The organism is Synechococcus sp. W55.2 (assembly GCF_047461635.1).
Taxonomy (GTDB): Bacteria; Cyanobacteriota; Cyanobacteriia; order Thermostichales; family Thermostichaceae; genus Thermostichus.
In genome coordinates this window covers 1-15,964 of the sequence record NZ_JANSHM010000067.1, presented here as the reverse complement: position 1 = coordinate 15,964, position 15,964 = coordinate 1, and the positions used below count along the sequence as shown (strand labels likewise).

General features: G+C 54.5%; 11 protein-coding genes and 1 CRISPR repeat array. Of the genes, 7 read left to right on the top strand and 4 right to left on the bottom strand.

The annotated features are described in order from the left end of the window. The first annotated feature begins 153 nt into the window (after nt 1-153). The 7 genes from NW828_RS11725 to NW828_RS11695 all read left to right on the top strand — a co-directional run bounded on the left by NW828_RS11725 (nt 154) and on the right by NW828_RS11695 (nt 10,520). Entirely contained in the window at nt 154-894 is a 741-nt protein-coding gene (locus NW828_RS11725) for a helix-turn-helix transcriptional regulator (RefSeq protein ID WP_414384053.1), read from the top strand. A 504-nt stretch (nt 895-1,398) separates the two neighbouring features. Beyond that, nucleotides 1,399-2,856: a hypothetical protein gene (locus NW828_RS11720; RefSeq protein WP_414384052.1), complete on the top strand. Its 1,458-nt coding sequence runs from the start codon at nt 1,399-1,401 to the stop codon at nt 2,854-2,856. Further along, on the top strand, nt 2,857-5,094 hold the full coding sequence (locus NW828_RS11715; protein WP_414384050.1) for a Cas10/Cmr2 second palm domain-containing protein: 2,238 nt from the start codon (nt 2,857-2,859) through the stop codon (nt 5,092-5,094). Beyond that, nucleotides 5,087-6,064, top strand: a complete 978-nt coding sequence (locus tag NW828_RS11710; RefSeq protein ID WP_414384049.1) for a hypothetical protein — start codon at nt 5,087-5,089, stop codon at nt 6,062-6,064. Before NW828_RS11715 ends, NW828_RS11710 begins: the two co-directional genes overlap by 8 nt. Nucleotides 6,065-6,066: 2 nt before the next feature. Next, complete coding sequence (locus NW828_RS11705; RefSeq protein ID WP_414384047.1) at nt 6,067-6,849, top strand: RAMP superfamily CRISPR-associated protein; 783 nt, start codon at nt 6,067-6,069, stop codon at nt 6,847-6,849. Further along, the gene (locus tag NW828_RS11700; protein ID WP_414384045.1) at nt 6,849-7,283 is read left to right on the top strand and encodes a hypothetical protein; all 435 of its coding nucleotides are present in this window, start codon (nt 6,849-6,851) and stop codon (nt 7,281-7,283) included. The genes NW828_RS11705 and NW828_RS11700 overlap by 1 nt, the downstream gene beginning before the upstream one ends. Before the next feature lie 181 nt (nt 7,284-7,464). Continuing rightward, nucleotides 7,465-8,822: direct repeats of the CRISPR family, unit length 36 nt; unit sequence GTCGCAGACCTTCCCAGAAGGTAAAGGTGTTGAAAC. Between the two features lie 141 nt (nt 8,823-8,963). Next, entirely contained in the window at nt 8,964-10,520 is a 1,557-nt protein-coding gene (locus NW828_RS11695) for an RAMP superfamily CRISPR-associated protein (protein ID WP_414384044.1), read from the top strand. Nucleotides 10,521-10,817: 297 nt separating this feature from the next. Here the strand turns inward: NW828_RS11695 and NW828_RS11690 are convergent, their stop codons facing one another. From NW828_RS11690 to NW828_RS11675, 4 genes are all read right to left on the bottom strand, one after another. Further along, a complete protein-coding gene (locus NW828_RS11690; protein ID WP_414384042.1) occupies nt 10,818-11,468 on the bottom strand; it encodes a Rho termination factor in 651 nt (216 codons plus the stop codon). Continuing rightward, a complete protein-coding gene (locus NW828_RS11685) occupies nt 11,461-12,789 on the bottom strand; it encodes an AAA family ATPase (protein ID WP_414384040.1) in 1,329 nt (442 codons plus the stop codon). The genes NW828_RS11690 and NW828_RS11685 overlap by 8 nt, the downstream gene beginning before the upstream one ends. A gap of 89 nt (nt 12,790-12,878) precedes the next feature. Further along, complete coding sequence (locus NW828_RS11680) at nt 12,879-15,086, bottom strand: phosphoketolase (protein ID WP_414384038.1); 2,208 nt, start codon at nt 15,084-15,086, stop codon at nt 12,879-12,881. A gap of 34 nt (nt 15,087-15,120) precedes the next feature. Next, the gene (locus tag NW828_RS11675; protein WP_414384036.1) at nt 15,121-15,795 is read right to left on the bottom strand and encodes a cysteine hydrolase family protein; all 675 of its coding nucleotides are present in this window, start codon (nt 15,793-15,795) and stop codon (nt 15,121-15,123) included. Between the last annotated feature and the right edge of the window lie 169 nt (nt 15,796-15,964).

The window sequence follows — 15,964 nt, the reverse complement described above, 5'->3', positions numbered from 1 at the left end:
GGCCAGGAACTTCTTGAGTTTTCTCTATCTCGTCAGTGCTCTCTTTTGGCTCAAATGAAAGATCAACACAACCTAGGACTGGGACAAATAGGGTCATTTCGAGTCGGATCAGCCTATTATTTTAGTGAAGCTGATAGTGAAGGATTTGAGCTGGTGGACAGCATCACCAAAGCCACTCTGGAGCGGATCGCTCAAGCCAATGGTCGGCTGAAGTCTGCCAATGTGGGTTTGTCCATCTTGCTCCGCAATAGTCGGCTGTATCTGCGGGGGACGTTACCTCCTAAGCCTGGATCCCTCAAGGATAAGGCGTTTCAGCAGGAGATTGCTTTGGGGTTTCTGGGGATCCGTGCCAATCCGGCGGGGGTGAGTGCGGCAGAGCGGGAGGCTCGCCGGGTGGGGATTGCGCTGCAGGATGGGACGTTTGATTGGCGGTGCTTCCTCAAACCAGAGGCAGTCCAAAAGATGAGTCTCCTACTCTGGGACAAGTATGTGGCCTACAAATCTAAGTCGGTGGCAGTGACCACGGTGCTTTCGACCTACGCCAAGACACGGGCCAAGCTCGTCAAGTGGAATCAGCCGATTGAGGATAAGTTGGCGGCCTATCGGTTGAGTATGATTCGGGTGATGGGAGATTCGATGGCGCCGACACTGGATTCGGGGGATATGGTGATTGTGGATGAGTCGGTGAAGTTTGCGGACCGGATTGTGGAAGGAATTTTTGTTCTCAGGATTGATGGCTATCTGCGGGTGAAGCGGTTGGAGCGGATGAAGGAGCGGATCCGGGTGTTGAGTGATAATCCGGCCTACCGTCCGGAGGTGTATCGCCTTAGTCAGTTGCAGGAGGAGTTTTCGGTGCTCGGTCGGGTGGTGGCGGCGGTCAAGCCTAAGGTGTGAGGAGGAGAGGAAAGCTACCGCTGTGATTATGCTTCAACCTTGCTGTAGTCAGGCGGAGACAACAATTTAGCATCCTCAGTTTGAGTAGATACAAAACGCCTTCAATAGGTCAAAAGTCTAATTTGCAACAATACTGCGATTGTGTTATAGTTAGGCTCATGAACAAGCGGATAGTGAGCTTGAGCTATGAAGTTCGTCTCGGCTGGTCTGATTGCCTATTTAGCCATTTTTGCAATAGTTCCCTTGGGTGGTAACGCTGAAGTTGCCTTTTGTACCTATCGGGTTGTGCCACATCGTCCCCCGATTTTACCGCCAAGGGTTTCCAGGTTAACTCGTATGGCGATAGAGCAGCGGTACATGTCGATTCCACCCAATCGGATCCTAGAGGGTTGTCAAAACCACCCTTGGCATAAGGTCGTATTGATGCGGATCAATCCGGTGAATCGGTTGCGGATCTGGTTCGGCTGAAGGTATCTGCTAAAGTTCTGACCCGGTGAGGTGGATATGCTGGAATCCGTCGTACTGCAGATTTTGGGAACCAGCGATGTCCAGGTGGATGGACAGCCGGGAAGGGAGCAGATTAGGGGCTTTGATCTCCATGAAATGCAAGAGCTTGCTCAAGATCTCAAGAACGAATTGTTAGGTAACCTAAACCGTGTAGATTTTCCCCTAATTCGTCAGGCGCATCAGTATGTTCAGCATGTAAAGGGATCCCCCACATTTGTAGTGCTGTTAACAGATCAGACGGCGTGGTTTCAAGCTCAGCCGATAGCGGGTTCAGGTTGGGAGGAGATCATTACATCCGACGGGCATTGGTGGGAGGAGGTGTTGCTGGCCTGGGCTGAGGAGCAGGGGATTCGTTGTCATTGTGTACGGTTTGAGGTGCCACCGGAGGTGAAGTCAGGAGTTGCGGATTGGGAAGGCATGGCCAAGCGGGCCACTCAGTTTCTCGGTCAACTTATTCAAAACAACCGGATTCACTTGCCCGATCAGCAGGTTTTTTCCTTTGAGACGCTTTTTATTCAGCACAGTAGCGGAACTCCGGCGTTAAGTAGTGCCCTGTATTTATGGGGAATCGAGCAACGCTTGGAAGGACAAGCGGTGGAGTTTTTATATCTATCCCGACAAGATGAGGAACCGAGGCAACATAGTGGATCCCATTGGCAGTGGCGGCTGAAAGCGCCTCAGATTCGGCAGTTGCTGGCGGTGCAGGATTTTGCCGGGATCCTTCGATTGGCGAAGGGAGATGTGGACAAAGACATGGAGAAACAGATCCGGCGGCTGGATCGGGCAGTGTCTTTTAATTTGCGGGAACTCAATTTGGGGCTAAGTCCCGAAGAAGAGGTTTTGGAGCGGATTGCGATTGCCTGCTGGAGTGAGCGGTCATTTCGGGAGCGAGGGCAATGGATGCATTGGATCCTAAGGGTGGCAGGGGCGCTTGAGTTGGTGTTGAAGTGCTTGGTTGTGCAGCAGGGGCAAGGGCAATTCTCGTGGCGGCGTAGGAACAATGGGTCGGTAGATTTATTTCATCAACAAGATCCCGATCCAATTTTTGTCAACATCACAGCGATTGCGAGGGGAATCTCTCAAGGAAGTTTCCTAGGAAAGAAGAATCATCAAGATTTTACATATCGGTTCGATCCCATTGCCAGTAGACCGGCTCTGGTTCAATTTCAAGGCTTCTATTGTAATGAACCGGGCTGGGCATTAAGCCAAAGTACGAGAATTAAGTTTGCAGATATTCGCAATCATCTCTATCACTCTTTGCAGGGGGATGTGGTTGACCAGATTTTGGATCAAAAAACTCAGCAGTTGCGATCCGTCGCTCACCCAGATCATCCGGCTCAGGTGGCGGTGGGTCATTTGGAGTTTTTGATTGAGCTGGCAGGGATCCAGTCCAAAATCCAAGAGCGGGTGCGGGATTATCAAACTCAGGTGCAACGGATCGAGGAGCAACTGTAAATGGATTTGGAGCAATGGTTGGTTCAGCAGCGGCGGCTTTATGTGGGAGGGATCCCAGAGGGTGAAACGCGGTTGGCAACCCATCCGGTGAGTGGCGAGTGGCAAGAATCAGAGTATTTGCAAAACCAGTTTTGGTGGGGCGGAGGGGCGAGTCGAGAGTCGTGGCGGCAGATTGAGCAGGATTTGGGGGAACGACCCGAGCTGACTCAGGTGGCGGCCTTGACTTTTGGGCCGGTGCAGACATTTTTGGGGGCAGGGCAACGGTTGCGGGACTGGGCGGTGGCGTCCTGGCTGTGTCATTACTTGGCGGCGGTAACGGTGTATCGCTGGCAGGAGCGAGGTGGGGTGGTGCTGTTGCCGCGTCATCAGGGGGTGGATTTGGTGCAGTGGTTGCGGGATCCCGACTACCCCGGTGGGGAAGGATTTTGGCGGGCAGAGTTGCCGAATGTGTTAACGGGATTACATCCTAGTCAGCCGGAATGGATTGAGAGTCAGCGTCAGGTGATCCGGCAGGAGTGGTCGCGGTTGATTGCAGCCCTGGAAGAAGTGGTGGTGGAGCGTTTTCCGAAGCTGCTGAATGGGATCGGGTGGCGGGTGATTCATCGGGATCATGCCTGCTTGTGGACGGTGTATGCCGAGTCGGAGCCGATGCAGGCTGAAGGGCTGAGTGAGCAGATTGGTAGGTTGCACGGGCAAATTGAGGCGCGGAAGTTAGCGCGACAGTGGCAGTATCCCTGGTGGGGCGGGCGAACCAGTCCGACAGCGGGGAGTCTTTCGACCTGGCATCCGGGGTTGAAGCCGTTGGATCAGGGGGGGACATGGGGAATGCCCGATGAGCAACTCAAGTCCTGGTGGGAACGGGTGGCAGACCGCAGTGGTTTGGCGGGCCTGTTTTCTAAAGATGAGCGGCTGAATAGCCTGGAGATGGTGAAGCGGTTGGCATCGGCCCCTGATGTGATGGAGTTGGTTTTGCAGCGGTTGTGGGGGAAGAAACCTCCGGCCTGTCCTTGGGAGCGGTTTCCGGATCAGACGGCGACGGCAGCGGCTTGGATCACGCAGGTGGTGGATCCTGGGGTGTGGAATGAGAAGGTAGAGACGTTTAATGAGCTGATTTTTGAGCGGCAACCGTTGACGGAATGGGGGATCCCTGGGGTGGATGAGGCCGGGGAGAGGTTTGCCCATCCGCGGATTTTGGAGCGGCGAACGGTGCGGGATCAGGCTCCGGATCTACTGGATGAGTGGGAGCAAGAGAAGCTGGCGGGCTGGGAGAGTGTGATCGAGTGGACGGTGGGCTGGCGAGGCGATGGGGATCAAATGGGGCAATGGCTGTCGGGGACTCAGTATCGAGAGCGACAGTTGGCCTGGGAACGCTGGCACGTGGATGAGAGCAAGATCGAGGTCTATCGACTGGGGATCCAACCACCGCTTGTGCCATCCCAGCCCAGACAAATTGAACTGCCTCACGTATTAGACCTGTCGGTGTTGTTTAGCTATTGGAATGAGGTGTTGTATCCGCTGGTGGAAGATCACCATCTGGGACGGGTGGTGTTTGCCGGGGGGGATGATTTTCTGCTGCTGGGGCCGATCACCGAGGCGGTAGCGTTGACCAGCGATCTCTTGAAGCTCTGGCGAGGGTTACCCAATCCGGTGACAAAGCCGTTGGATCCGGTGTGTGATGGCTGGGTGCGGCGAGGAGATCAGGTGTATCCGGTGCCGGGTGGAGGGATGGATTTTAGTTTGGGGGTGGTGATTGCCCAGAGACGGATCCCCCAATCTCTTTGGCATCGCAACCTCAATCAGGCGTACAAGCAGGCAAAGAAAACAGGGCGTAACCGCGTGTGTGTGCGGGTGCTGTTTAACAGTGGCCAAAGCCTGGAGTGGGTGTGTCCGTGGCCGTTGTGGCTCCTGCTGATGGAGGAGGTGCAGCCGAAGCGGGATCCCAAGCAGACGGAGCTGAATCGCTGGGAGAAGTTGTTGGGGTATGTGGAGAGCACGCGGCTATCCTCGCAGGCGCAGACGGTGCTGGGGGTGGGATCCCTGATGCGGACGTTGTGGGCCAGTGTGGGCATCGATCCGGGGTTGTGGGATCAGGTGTTGGGATATCGGCAGAAATTTAGGGCAGAGCTATCGAGCTGGGAGTGGTGGCTGAGTTGGATCAGCCTACGGGGCTTTTTGGCTCGGCAAGAGCGGGAGCGGCAGCGGTGGATTGAGTTGGTGGGGGGGCGAAGGGATGCCTGAGGCAGCGGTGAACTGGTTGACGTTAACGCCGGCGGGGCCGTTGAGTTTGGGTAATTTGACCCCGGTGGGGCAGAACAGCGGTCAGGTGGGGTGTCGGTGGCCTCCCAATGGGCATCAGTTGGCGGCGTGTTTGGGGTTGCCCAGTTCGGCGCGGTTGTGGGGGCCATTTTGGCATTCGCTCGCCTCACCCAGATCCTTTTATGTGCCGTTGCCGTTGCCGGTGTATGCCTTGGATGAGGGCAAAGACAAGTTAGAGCGAGTGTTTCGCCTGCAGGAGGTGGGGGGATATTGGCAACCCCGATCTGAACATGAAAGGAAGCCGATCCAGGTGGTGGGTGGATCCCGGCTGATTTCGGGAGTGGGGTTACGCAGCCTGTGGCGGGATGGAACAGTGGAAGGGAGGGAGTTGGTGGAACTCCCTTGGCGGACGCTGACCTTGAGCCATAACAGCCGGGAAGATTACCAAGTCAAGGAGGAGGGGGGCTTTTTTGCGGAGATGACGACGCTGATGGATCCCGGTTGGTCAATTTTGGTGGGGATCCTGGGGGAGTATGAGCCGCCGCGGTGGGGCACCTTGGGGGCAGGGGGGATGCCGGTAGCGATTCAGCCGGTGAAGTTGATTGGTTGGGAGTGGCTGGGCGAAGAGTGCAAGGGGGCAACCGGAGGGGTGTTGTTGACCGGGGCCTTGTGGAGCAAACAAACCTATTCGGTGCCCTGTCCTGAGGGGGTGCGGGCCTATGCTGCCGAAACCGGGGTACCCTGGCAGTCTTGGAAAAAGGTGAAGGATCGAAAGGATCCAGAGCGGCGGGTGGCGGTGTTGACGCCTGGAGAATGGCTAACTCCGGCAGGGGCGGTGTATTTGTGGCAAGAGGGATCCTCAATCCAGAAGTCGGGACCCATGCCGGATCCCTTTCATCGGGATGCGTTGGGGTATGGCCATATCTGGTTGTTTCGGGATGAGGAAAGGTAACGATGCCCAATGAGTGGTTGGTGTGTTTGTCGCCGGTGCATATTGGCGGGGCAGATAGCGAGAGCCGGGGCAACAATAATCCGGTGTTTCGCTTGCCGGATCGGACGCCTGCCATTCCGGGGAGTTCGTTACGGGGGGCATTGCGGGAGGATGCCGAAGGTAAAGATGCCTATAGGGGCCATGTCAAGAACTGGTTTGGAGGGCCGACAGAGGATATTTCGCCGGGGCGGATCTCGTTGGGGTGGGGCTGGCCGGTGTGGTGGCCGGTGCACGTACTGGGCTACGGCAATTGGTGGGTGAGTTGTCCGGCTTGGCTGAATCGTTTTCAACAATTGAATCATCGCTCCCCGTTTAACTTTGCCTCGAATCAGGTGTACATGACCCATCCTGAATTGGCAGCGGGATCCAGCCTGTATTTGCGCTGGCTGAAGTTGACCCATATCCAGAAGTGGACAGAACCGCTACCGGCTCCAGAGGGGGTGGATCCGGAATGTCGGATTGTGGTGCCCGATCATGCCATCAATTTGATTGTGGATATGGGGTTGGTGCGCCAGCCGAGGGTGAGTTTGCGGGATGAGCCAAATGAGCAGGGCAGCTTGGTGAAGAATCTGTTTGCGGTAGAGGGGTATCCGCCGGGAGCGGTGTTCATGTTTAGCTGGACAGTGCGCCAGAAGGTGGAAGATCTGGATGAGTGGCGGTCGTTTTTGCAAGGGGATCATTTCTTGGGGGGGCTGTGGAGTGTGGGCTACGGCAATGTGCGGATTATGAACATTGAGGGGGCATAATGGCGGTCGAACATTACGACTTGGACAGGCGGGTTTTTGACCAACTGCAAAAGGGAATAGAGCATATCCAAGATTGGCAGGGAGCCGCCAGTGGCATTGCCGACTATGTGGCCACCTGGGGGCTGGAGCGGTTTTGGTCGATGTCGCGGTCGATGGCTTTGCTGGGGGGGGCGATCCCTGATGCCAGACAGGGAACCAATGAACAACGGCGCTATTTTGCCTGGGGGGTGGCGCGGATTGTGTTGGCCGAGGTTGCGGGGGCAGAACTAGGGATCCGAAGCGACATGACCACCCATGAGTTTCAGGAGCGGCTAAGGCAGTTGACCTTTAATCAGCAGGTGTTGATGAGTGACCTGTTGATTGCCATTGCCGAGACCATTCAGTTCTGGACGATGCGACTCAAAGACGCTCAACAGGCGGGTATGAATGCCTGAGCGATCACCTCGGCCAATGCCCTCAAAGGCTGATTCTTTCGTTGACCCGGTCGATGCCGCTCTGGATAAGGGTTTCAGCGATTTTGGATCCCTGTTTTGCGGCCTGGATGGGGTGGTTTTTGGGAGGCGGTCGAAAATGGCCTCTGGATCCCGCTCTGGGCAAGGGATGTAGAATAGGGGGGTCGCAGACCTTCCCAGAAGGTAAAGGTGTTGAAACTTGTAAGCATATGGGTAGCTGCCGTTCGGCAGCCAGCTGTCGCAGACCTTCCCAGAAGGTAAAGGTGTTGAAACCCCAGGGGCGTTGCCGTGAATCCCCCCATTACATAGAAATGTCGCAGACCTTCCCAGAAGGTAAAGGTGTTGAAACTGAGCATACCCCTGTAGTACTGTGCTTTTATTTCTTGGTCGCAGACCTTCCCAGAAGGTAAAGGTGTTGAAACGCAGCGTTGTACTCAGCTTCAAGCCGAGCTTTGCGGTCGCAGACCTTCCCAGAAGGTAAAGGTGTTGAAACTAGAAGGAGTAGAAGCCCCAGTCGTTATCCACTTCTGGTCGCAGACCTTCCCAGAAGGTAAAGGTGTTGAAACTTAACTTTGCGGTTGAACCGCTTCCGCCGGCGCTCAGTCGCAGACCTTCCCAGAAGGTAAAGGTGTTGAAACAGTTTTAACAATGGTAACTTGTAAGTCAGATGCAGTAGTCGCAGACCTTCCCAGAAGGTAAAGGTGTTGAAACCTCGTCCAGCACTGACGCTGGAAATTCCAGTAGTAGTCGCAGACCTTCCCAGAAGGTAAAGGTGTTGAAACCAGGGATGAAACTTCCCTGCGTGGAAGATCTGCAGAGGTCGCAGACCTTCCCAGAAGGTAAAGGTGTTGAAACATGTGTGACACATGCACAGCACTCGCCTTAGACAAGGCAAGTGTCGCAGACCTTCCCAGAAGGTAAAGGTGTTGAAACTTTGGGGTTAAACCGACCACTCACTAGTTTGAAGTGGTCTAGTCGCAGACCTTCCCAGAAGGTAAAGGTGTTGAAACTACATGTGAGATGTGTATCGGACTTGCCTTGTCTAAGGTCGCAGACCTTCCCAGAAGGTAAAGGTGTTGAAACGAGAACGCGTTCTCCGACATGTAAAGCTGACAGTTACAGCTGTCGCAGACCTTCCCAGAAGGTAAAGGTGTTGAAACGGCCTAGTTGCACTGGCAGGCAGCTAAGCAGATATGGTCGCAGACCTTCCCAGAAGGTAAAGGTGTTGAAACTTGTGTTGCATGACAGAGTAAACTCGAATAATCATGTCGCAGACCTTCCCAGAAGGTAAAGGTGTTGAAACAATACTCTTAACGGGTCCTCCACGAACTTGTCAGAGGTCGCAGACCTTCCCAGAAGGTAAAGGTGTTGAAACTACTCATCGAGACTATTGGACCGTGTGAATAGCTCTAGTCGCAGACCTTCCCAGAAGGTAAAGGTGTTGAAACTTGAACCGTGCGCGTTTCCGCTCGGCTTTTTGAGCCTGTCGCAGACCTTCCCAGAAGGTAAAGGTGTTGAAACACGAAGCCGTTCGCCACTTGCAACGTGTAGGAGTTGCCGGTCGCGGACCTTCTCAGAAGGTGAGGGGGCTAAAATGCCCTATGAATTATAAAAGTCCTCTCGTAGGTTGTCTCAGATTAAAACAATGGAGGATCCTAAACAATGCGCAAACTTTTACCTGCTGAACGTCCCCGCTGGTATGGACTGAAAGAAGATCCCAAACATGTCGATAAAGAATGCGGCTATACCCCCCAAACCTCCGACATTACCGACAGTCGGGCTAATAGAGATATTACGGAAGCCTGGAATGGAAAGCCCTGCTTTGCCCTCAACAAAACTAAAGATCCACGCACAATATCCATCGGCGATCTCAAGCTGATCAGCCCCCTACAAATCGGCGGGGGTAGCTTTCCTGAAGGTGGGATCCTTCCAGCCCAAGCAGCCGGAATACCCTGGATCCCTGGCTCAAGTGTGAGAGGATCCTTGTTGCACTATTTGCGGAAACATTGGGACAGGATCCCGGCGAATGAGCAAGCCTTTTGGCGGACGCTACTGAATGAGAATCAAACCGCTTGGCTACCCAGAAAGATCCGGTTTGAGAATCTCTTTTTGGAGAAATCTAACCTCAAGCCTTATCCACTTAACCCTCAGCAACCTTGGCAAGTTTTTAATGAAAGGGATCCAAAGTTGGGCGTACAATGGCAGATCCCTGCCGGAGAAGGCATAAATGCTCCCAAATATACCCTTAATATCACCCTTAAAGAGATCCCGACCGAAGAGCAGAAAAGCTGGGTTACTCAGCGGATGAAGGAAATGTTGCGCCATCAAGGGCTAGGACGTGGGATCCATGCAGGATTTGGACGGATAGCAGAACGGATCCCTGTGGGGCAATGGACGATAGAATTGCAAGGGATGAAGCCCTGTATCCAGCAGCACATAGTTCAGAGTGGTCAGGTGACGCAACAAGGGCAATATCGTTGGAGTCCGCAAGTTTTACGGGCCAATCTGCGGGGATGGTTTACTCGTTTGGCCTTGCCTTTGTTGGGAATACAGAACACTGAAAGGCTAACTAACAAAATCTTTGGCGGTTTGGGTTGTCCTGCCGATTTGGTGCTGTGTAGCTACAAAGCCTCGGATCCATTGCCTGCTCTCAGTATTGAGGATGGGTTGGCCAATGGCTACGCCAATATACCTGCCCGTGACGCCCATGAAACCTGGGGGATCCAAGTTGAATGCAATGAGCCATTTCAGCCCTTGATTGGCGATCTGCTGAACCTGGCCCAACAACTGGGCGGACTTGGCCCTGGCTGGAGAAGACCCCCGCATCAACTCACCAGCTTCCGAGGCTTTCGGGGCAGCCAATTTACCCTCAGAAATGTCAAGCCCTTGCCATTGGCTCCGTTGATCGACAGCCTCAAGGTTCAGATCAGAAGTTTGGCCGGACAATATGGGATCCCGGTTTTAAGTCAGCCTTATCTGGGGACGGGGTGTATCTTCAGCATTTGGGAATCAGAGGATTCTAAGGCTTGGATGCAGATTGTACATGGGGTGTGCAGCACCAAGGCCAACCCTCGACCGGATTGGTGTGGCAGCTCACAGCATCGACCCTCTGGGTATTCTGTTAGGGAACTCAAGGATCGGTGTCGGATTACAGTGCTGGATCCCGATGTGGTGCCAACCTTGAAAGACATAGGGTTTCAACAGGTCTGGAGCGCTTGATCACGGCCTAGGATCCAGGCAATAAGGGGGGGATCCCTGTGGTCAAGATAATACCGGACGGTTTGGGTCAGGTCGATCTCCAAGATGCTGGTGATCATCCTGGGCATGAGCTCCAGATGGATCCGGTCGTCCTAGGTAAGCAGAGCATACCTGCCATGGAGGCTGTTATTGAGAGCGGCCAAGGCTGTTTGGGTGGCAGTAGCCATTCAAAGGGAGGCTTGAGGCAGGCATCCCACAGCAAGCGGAGTCGGGCCTCGGTGATGTGGAGAGGAGAATATGTTTTTGAAGGGATCCCTTTCAGCTCTCTCCCTCTGTTTTTTTCCGCGAGCGAGTTGAGGTCGCTTTCTTCGCGCCAGCGGATGCCGCAGATCTCTTGGATGATTTCTTCAGAGTAGGGGGCAACGCTGTAGGAGTTACGAAAAATACTTCCGATAGGGCATCCAGTTTTTTGCCTCGCGTAATTTTGCACCCAAGCTTGGTTATGGGGGTTAAGTCCTGCCACCAACTTCTATCCGCCTCTGCAATCCGGGCAGCTGCAATGGTTACATCGACTCCCTTGAGGGGACTGCTGGGTCGCTCGGCTAGGTATCTTAGCGCAGCCAAGATAGTCTCTCTCGATGTATTGGTCAAATTTACCTTCGGAACAATTTCTTTGGCGAGAATCTGGGCCTGCTTAACCTGCTCTGGATCAGGATCGACAACGATACACCATAGCCTTTCCAGTCCCGCTTCTTGAGCAACTGCATAGACAAAATGGTTACCAATGGCCTTGTACTGATAGTCGCCAGCCTCGACCACCAGCAGAGGAACCCAGTTGTGTCCTCCTGTCGCCCTTAGCTGATCTGCGGCTGCGGCAACAAGGAAGGAGGGAGCAGAAAACCCATCGGCGGGCGTAATGCTCTCAAGGGGTAAGTTAACCAACCTACCTAGATCTGAAAACTCACTCATCGATAAAGTACTCACGGGCAAGACTCTGGTAGTATTCTAAAACTCTCCTGTCCCTAAAGACGGCAGGAGTTCGAGCAAAGCTTGCAGAGGATATCACTGCATAGTCAGGTATCCTAAAAATGCTTTTGTTTTCATTACCTTTCTTAAAATGCGGCCAGAAATATGGACGTAGATCTACACTTTTCTCCTGGTTGATAAGCTTCTGTATCTCTTCGTGAGCTAGTCTAATAGTGTATTCACTTCCCGAAGAGACGCCGTTGAAAAAGGTAGGCAAAGCAATAGGGCCACCATCCTGTCGTGACCTAGCAGTTTCTGGAACAAAGCTGGTGATTACTCTAGCAGCATTATTCAGGGAAGACAGATCGTCGGGGCGGGTAGGTATCAAAATAACATCGGCAGCAAAAACACCACTTTGGCTGAAGTAAAGCCATTGAGTTGGGCAGTCGATTAGGATGTAATCATACTCATTGCGAAGAGGAGCAATGAGATCGCGAAGGCGCCGAGTTCCCTTTGGGATATATGCTACTGCCCGGCTATCAGTCAACGTCTCTAGTTCAGGGTCTCTTGGGATAATGTCGAAGATGGAAAATCCCTTGAGTTTATATGTTTGGACAATGGCATGGATGTCTATTTTGGGATCCTTTAAACATTGCGTCAGTGTAATTTTTCCAGGAGTGGCTCCCAAACTTCTTGTCAGATCACCCTGAGAATCAAAGTCAACAACTAAGACCTTTTTTCCCTTGGTTTTTAGTGCTGCCGCAAGGTTAATGACCGTCGTTGTTTTGCCTACGCCTCCTTTGTTATTGTACACACATATAGTCAAGGCACGCTCATAGTTTTCTAGCTTGTTTCGCAAATCACGTACTATGGTCTCAATGTTATCTGGATTAATGGAGAAGTTTGCTGTAGCAGGGTGGACGACTTTTCCATGCTTCCTCCAGATCTGGATGTAACTCGCGTTTGTGATTATTCCCCACTTTGCAGACTTAGAGCGCTCTCTAGATAGGTATCCTTTTACTTGATCTACTGCTTCTTCGTAAGTGGAAGAGCCTTCACTGAGGTCATATGTTCTAGATTTGACTTCTAAAAAAAGATATGGATTTTTCTGGGAGTTATAAAAAATATCCGTAGCTTCCGTATTCTTCCGTGCTGCAAAGTCTACCTTTCCACAGCCTGTCTCAAATTGAGGTCTAATCTCTAGATCGTCAAAGCCCAGCTCGTAGAGGAGAGGGTTGGCAAAATACTGGACAATAACTTGCTCAGTTTTTTCGCTAGGAGATATTTTCTCAAGTTTCTCCCGAAGAGAGTTAGCACTGGCCATAGGACGACAAAGGTAAACAAAAAACTGACACTTAGAACTTCTCGAAGTGTGAAACTGGGGTAATCCCTTGGTAGATTGAAAGCTTGCCCTCAGCATAGCAGTTGCTTGGCTCGTTCTGACAGTGCCTGAGCTGTCAGGCCGTTGTAGTCCATCAATTCGGCGGGGGTGGCGGTGGTTTCGCCGCGTTTCCAAGCGAAGAAATCCCGCGGGCCGGCATAGCGCAACATCAAGGGTTCGAGCATCAGGCTAGATCCGCCTGTTACGCCGATGAGGGCCTCGCCGGCAAACCAAGCGGCAAATTCTTGGTCGGACATGAATTCCCCATCTGGCTGAGCACAGGTGGACCAAGCCACGTCGCCGGGGCGATACAGACGGCGGGGGTTAATCACCGAGACGATTTTGCAGCCGATCCCTTGGGCTTGGAGCTGCTCAGCCGCCTCGAACACGGGCAGGAGAATCATATCCCCCACCACGGCAAAGACCACGGTGCGGGATCCAGGAAGTTCCTGAAGGACGATGCAGCCCTGCTCTACTGCTTGGCGGGCTTGTTCTAGGGTGGTGCGGATGGGCAGGGGGGTTTTGCTGGCGATGATAGGGATCCCTTTGTTGCAGGTGGATAGGGCCCATTCGTAGGCAGCTTGGGCACAGTTGGCATCGGGCGGGAAGAGGGGGAAGACGTTGCCGTTGCGCATCATGGCCGCCAGGTAGGCCTCAATTTCCGGCCGCTGGTGGGTCCAGCCGTTGCGCCCCTGTTCCAAAGCGCCGGCAGTGAAGAGGGCAATGGCCGAGGGGGTGGGTCGGCGCAGCTCCGCCATGGCTTGGGTTACTGTCTGCCAGATGGGTAGGCCGTTGACGGCAAAGGACTCGTAGGAGCACCACAGGGAGCGTCCGCCGAAGAGGGCTAGGCCCGCCGTTAGCCCCGCGCAGGCATCTTCGCTCAGGGGTTCGTAGACCTGGCCTTGGGGCTGTTGGTTGTATAAGGGATCCACCGTGGGGTGAATCACCTTGAGACCTTGGTTCACATTGGCGATGCCGGAAGCTTCGTTGCCGTCGGCATTGGCCACCAAAAAGTCGGGATCCTTCTGCCCCACCTGCACCACCAGGGATCCGATGGCAGTGGTAGAAACCTGCTTGTCCCCCAGGGGAAACTCCGTCAGGTTCAGGGATCCCAAAGGCGGCAAAGGCCGAACGAACTCTGTAACCGCCACCTTGGCGGCTGGCCCCCCGGCTGCCCGTTGGCAGTTTTGTCGCACCAGGGCCCAAGCTGCCGGATGTAAGGCCCGCGCCCGCAGAGCCGCCACAATGTCCGGGTGATCCAGAGTGTGGTGGCCGTAGAGGTTGTGGGACTTGGATCCCTTGGCATGTACCCCGGCTCCCTTCAGTTGCTTGAGGATGAAAACCGTTAATTGTCCGCTCAGGGCTGATTGGATGGCTCGCTCCATTTCGATCAGCACCCTCTGGGCAAAGGCAATGCGGGCTTCCAGGGAAAACTGGGTGCTATCGACATAGGGGCCGGGCTGCTGGGCATCGTCGAAGTCTTTGGCGTCCACCAGAATCACTTTCTCAAAGCCGTTGCCCCGCCAATACTCGGCCATCTGGGCGTTGCTGGCGGTGGAGATCATGCTGTGGTGTTCTTGGCTGTAGCCATTCCAGACCAGCACCGGCAGGAAGTTGGTGCGCTGCGGGAAAGCCGTGTGGAAGTGAATCATGGAGCTCATCACATAGGGCTCTCCCAGGCCGCCATCCCCAATCGTGACCGGGAAGAGGCGATCCGGGTAGAGTAATGCCCCCGCCATGGCAAAGTGCTGCCCCTGCCCCAGCGGCCCAGCCGGCGCCAGCAGTCCGGGAATGTAGCCAGAGAGGTGACCCAACAGCCCTTCCCGCTCTCGAAAACGGGCCCGCAGGTCGGAGACGGTGTGGATGCCCATCTCGGCCAGGGATCCATCCAAAAACATGGCCGCGTAAAAGCCCGGCGCGTGGTGCCCGACTTCGGTGGGGATGTTCTTCTGGCCCAGGTACACCAGAGCGGCATAGGCTTCTGCTTGGCTGGCAAATCCGCCCGGATGGCCTGAGGCTTTACTGGCGGTCATTTGCAGGGTGAGGTAGCGCAAGGCATCGGCATAGAGCAAGGTTTGGTAGGCGGCCATGCGACTGCCGGGATCCCTCAGTTTCCCGGTGCCGGCATCCACTGCAGGGGCCTGGCCCAGGCGGTCAAATTCCGGCCAGGGATCCCCGAAGTACTGGATCCCTTCGCAAAAGGCGGGGACTTGGGCAGTTGCCTCCTGAGCCAGTGTCATCGGTTCAGCCTCACGCTTGTTGGGTTATTCACACTCACTGTAAACCCGATAACGCTTTTTGGACGTTCTGAGCAGAACTCGTCCAGCCGACGATGCCCCCTTGCGCCCGGATCATCCCCAGGGTGGCTTGCTTGAACTTTGGGAAGTAGCTGGCGGTGCAATCTTCCACCAGCAGGCACTCATAGCCGCGGTCATTGGCCTCGCGCATTGTGGTTTGCACGCAGACTTCTGTGGTTACTCCGCTGAACAGCAGGTGGGTGATGCCGCGCTTTTGCAAGATTGCTTGCAGCTCGGTGGCGTAGAAAGCCCCCTTGCCGGGTTTGGGGATGACGATCTCTCCCGCAAGCGGAGCAAGCTCAGGGATGATGGTGTTGCCCGGCTCTCCGCGAATCAAAATCCGCCCCATAGGGCCTTCATCCCCAATGGTCAGGGATCCCTTGCCGCGTTTGCGCTTGCTGGGCGGGCAATCGGAGAGATCTGGCTGGTGACCCTCCAGGGTGTGGATGATGGTTAGGCCCTTCTGACGACAGAAGTCCAGCAGTTCCTCCAGGGTGGGCACAATGGATCCCAGTTGGGTGACATCATTGCCCAGCATCTCCCCAAAGCCGCCTGGTTCCAGGAAATCTCGCTGCATATCGATGATCACCAGGGCCAACTGAGACAGGCTGGGAACTTCATACTCGTAGGGCAGGGCTGGGATCCGAAACATAGAGACCCCCAGTTGGGATCAATGCTGGGGCGGGGATCCTGCCTCGGCCAGGCCAATTTCCCTCAACCGCTGGGCCAAGTATTCTCCGGCAGTCAGCTAGAAATCGCAGGAGCCCCGCACTGTACCCGTAGGGTCAGTGCCGGGAGGAATGCGCTTTGATGAAGTACAA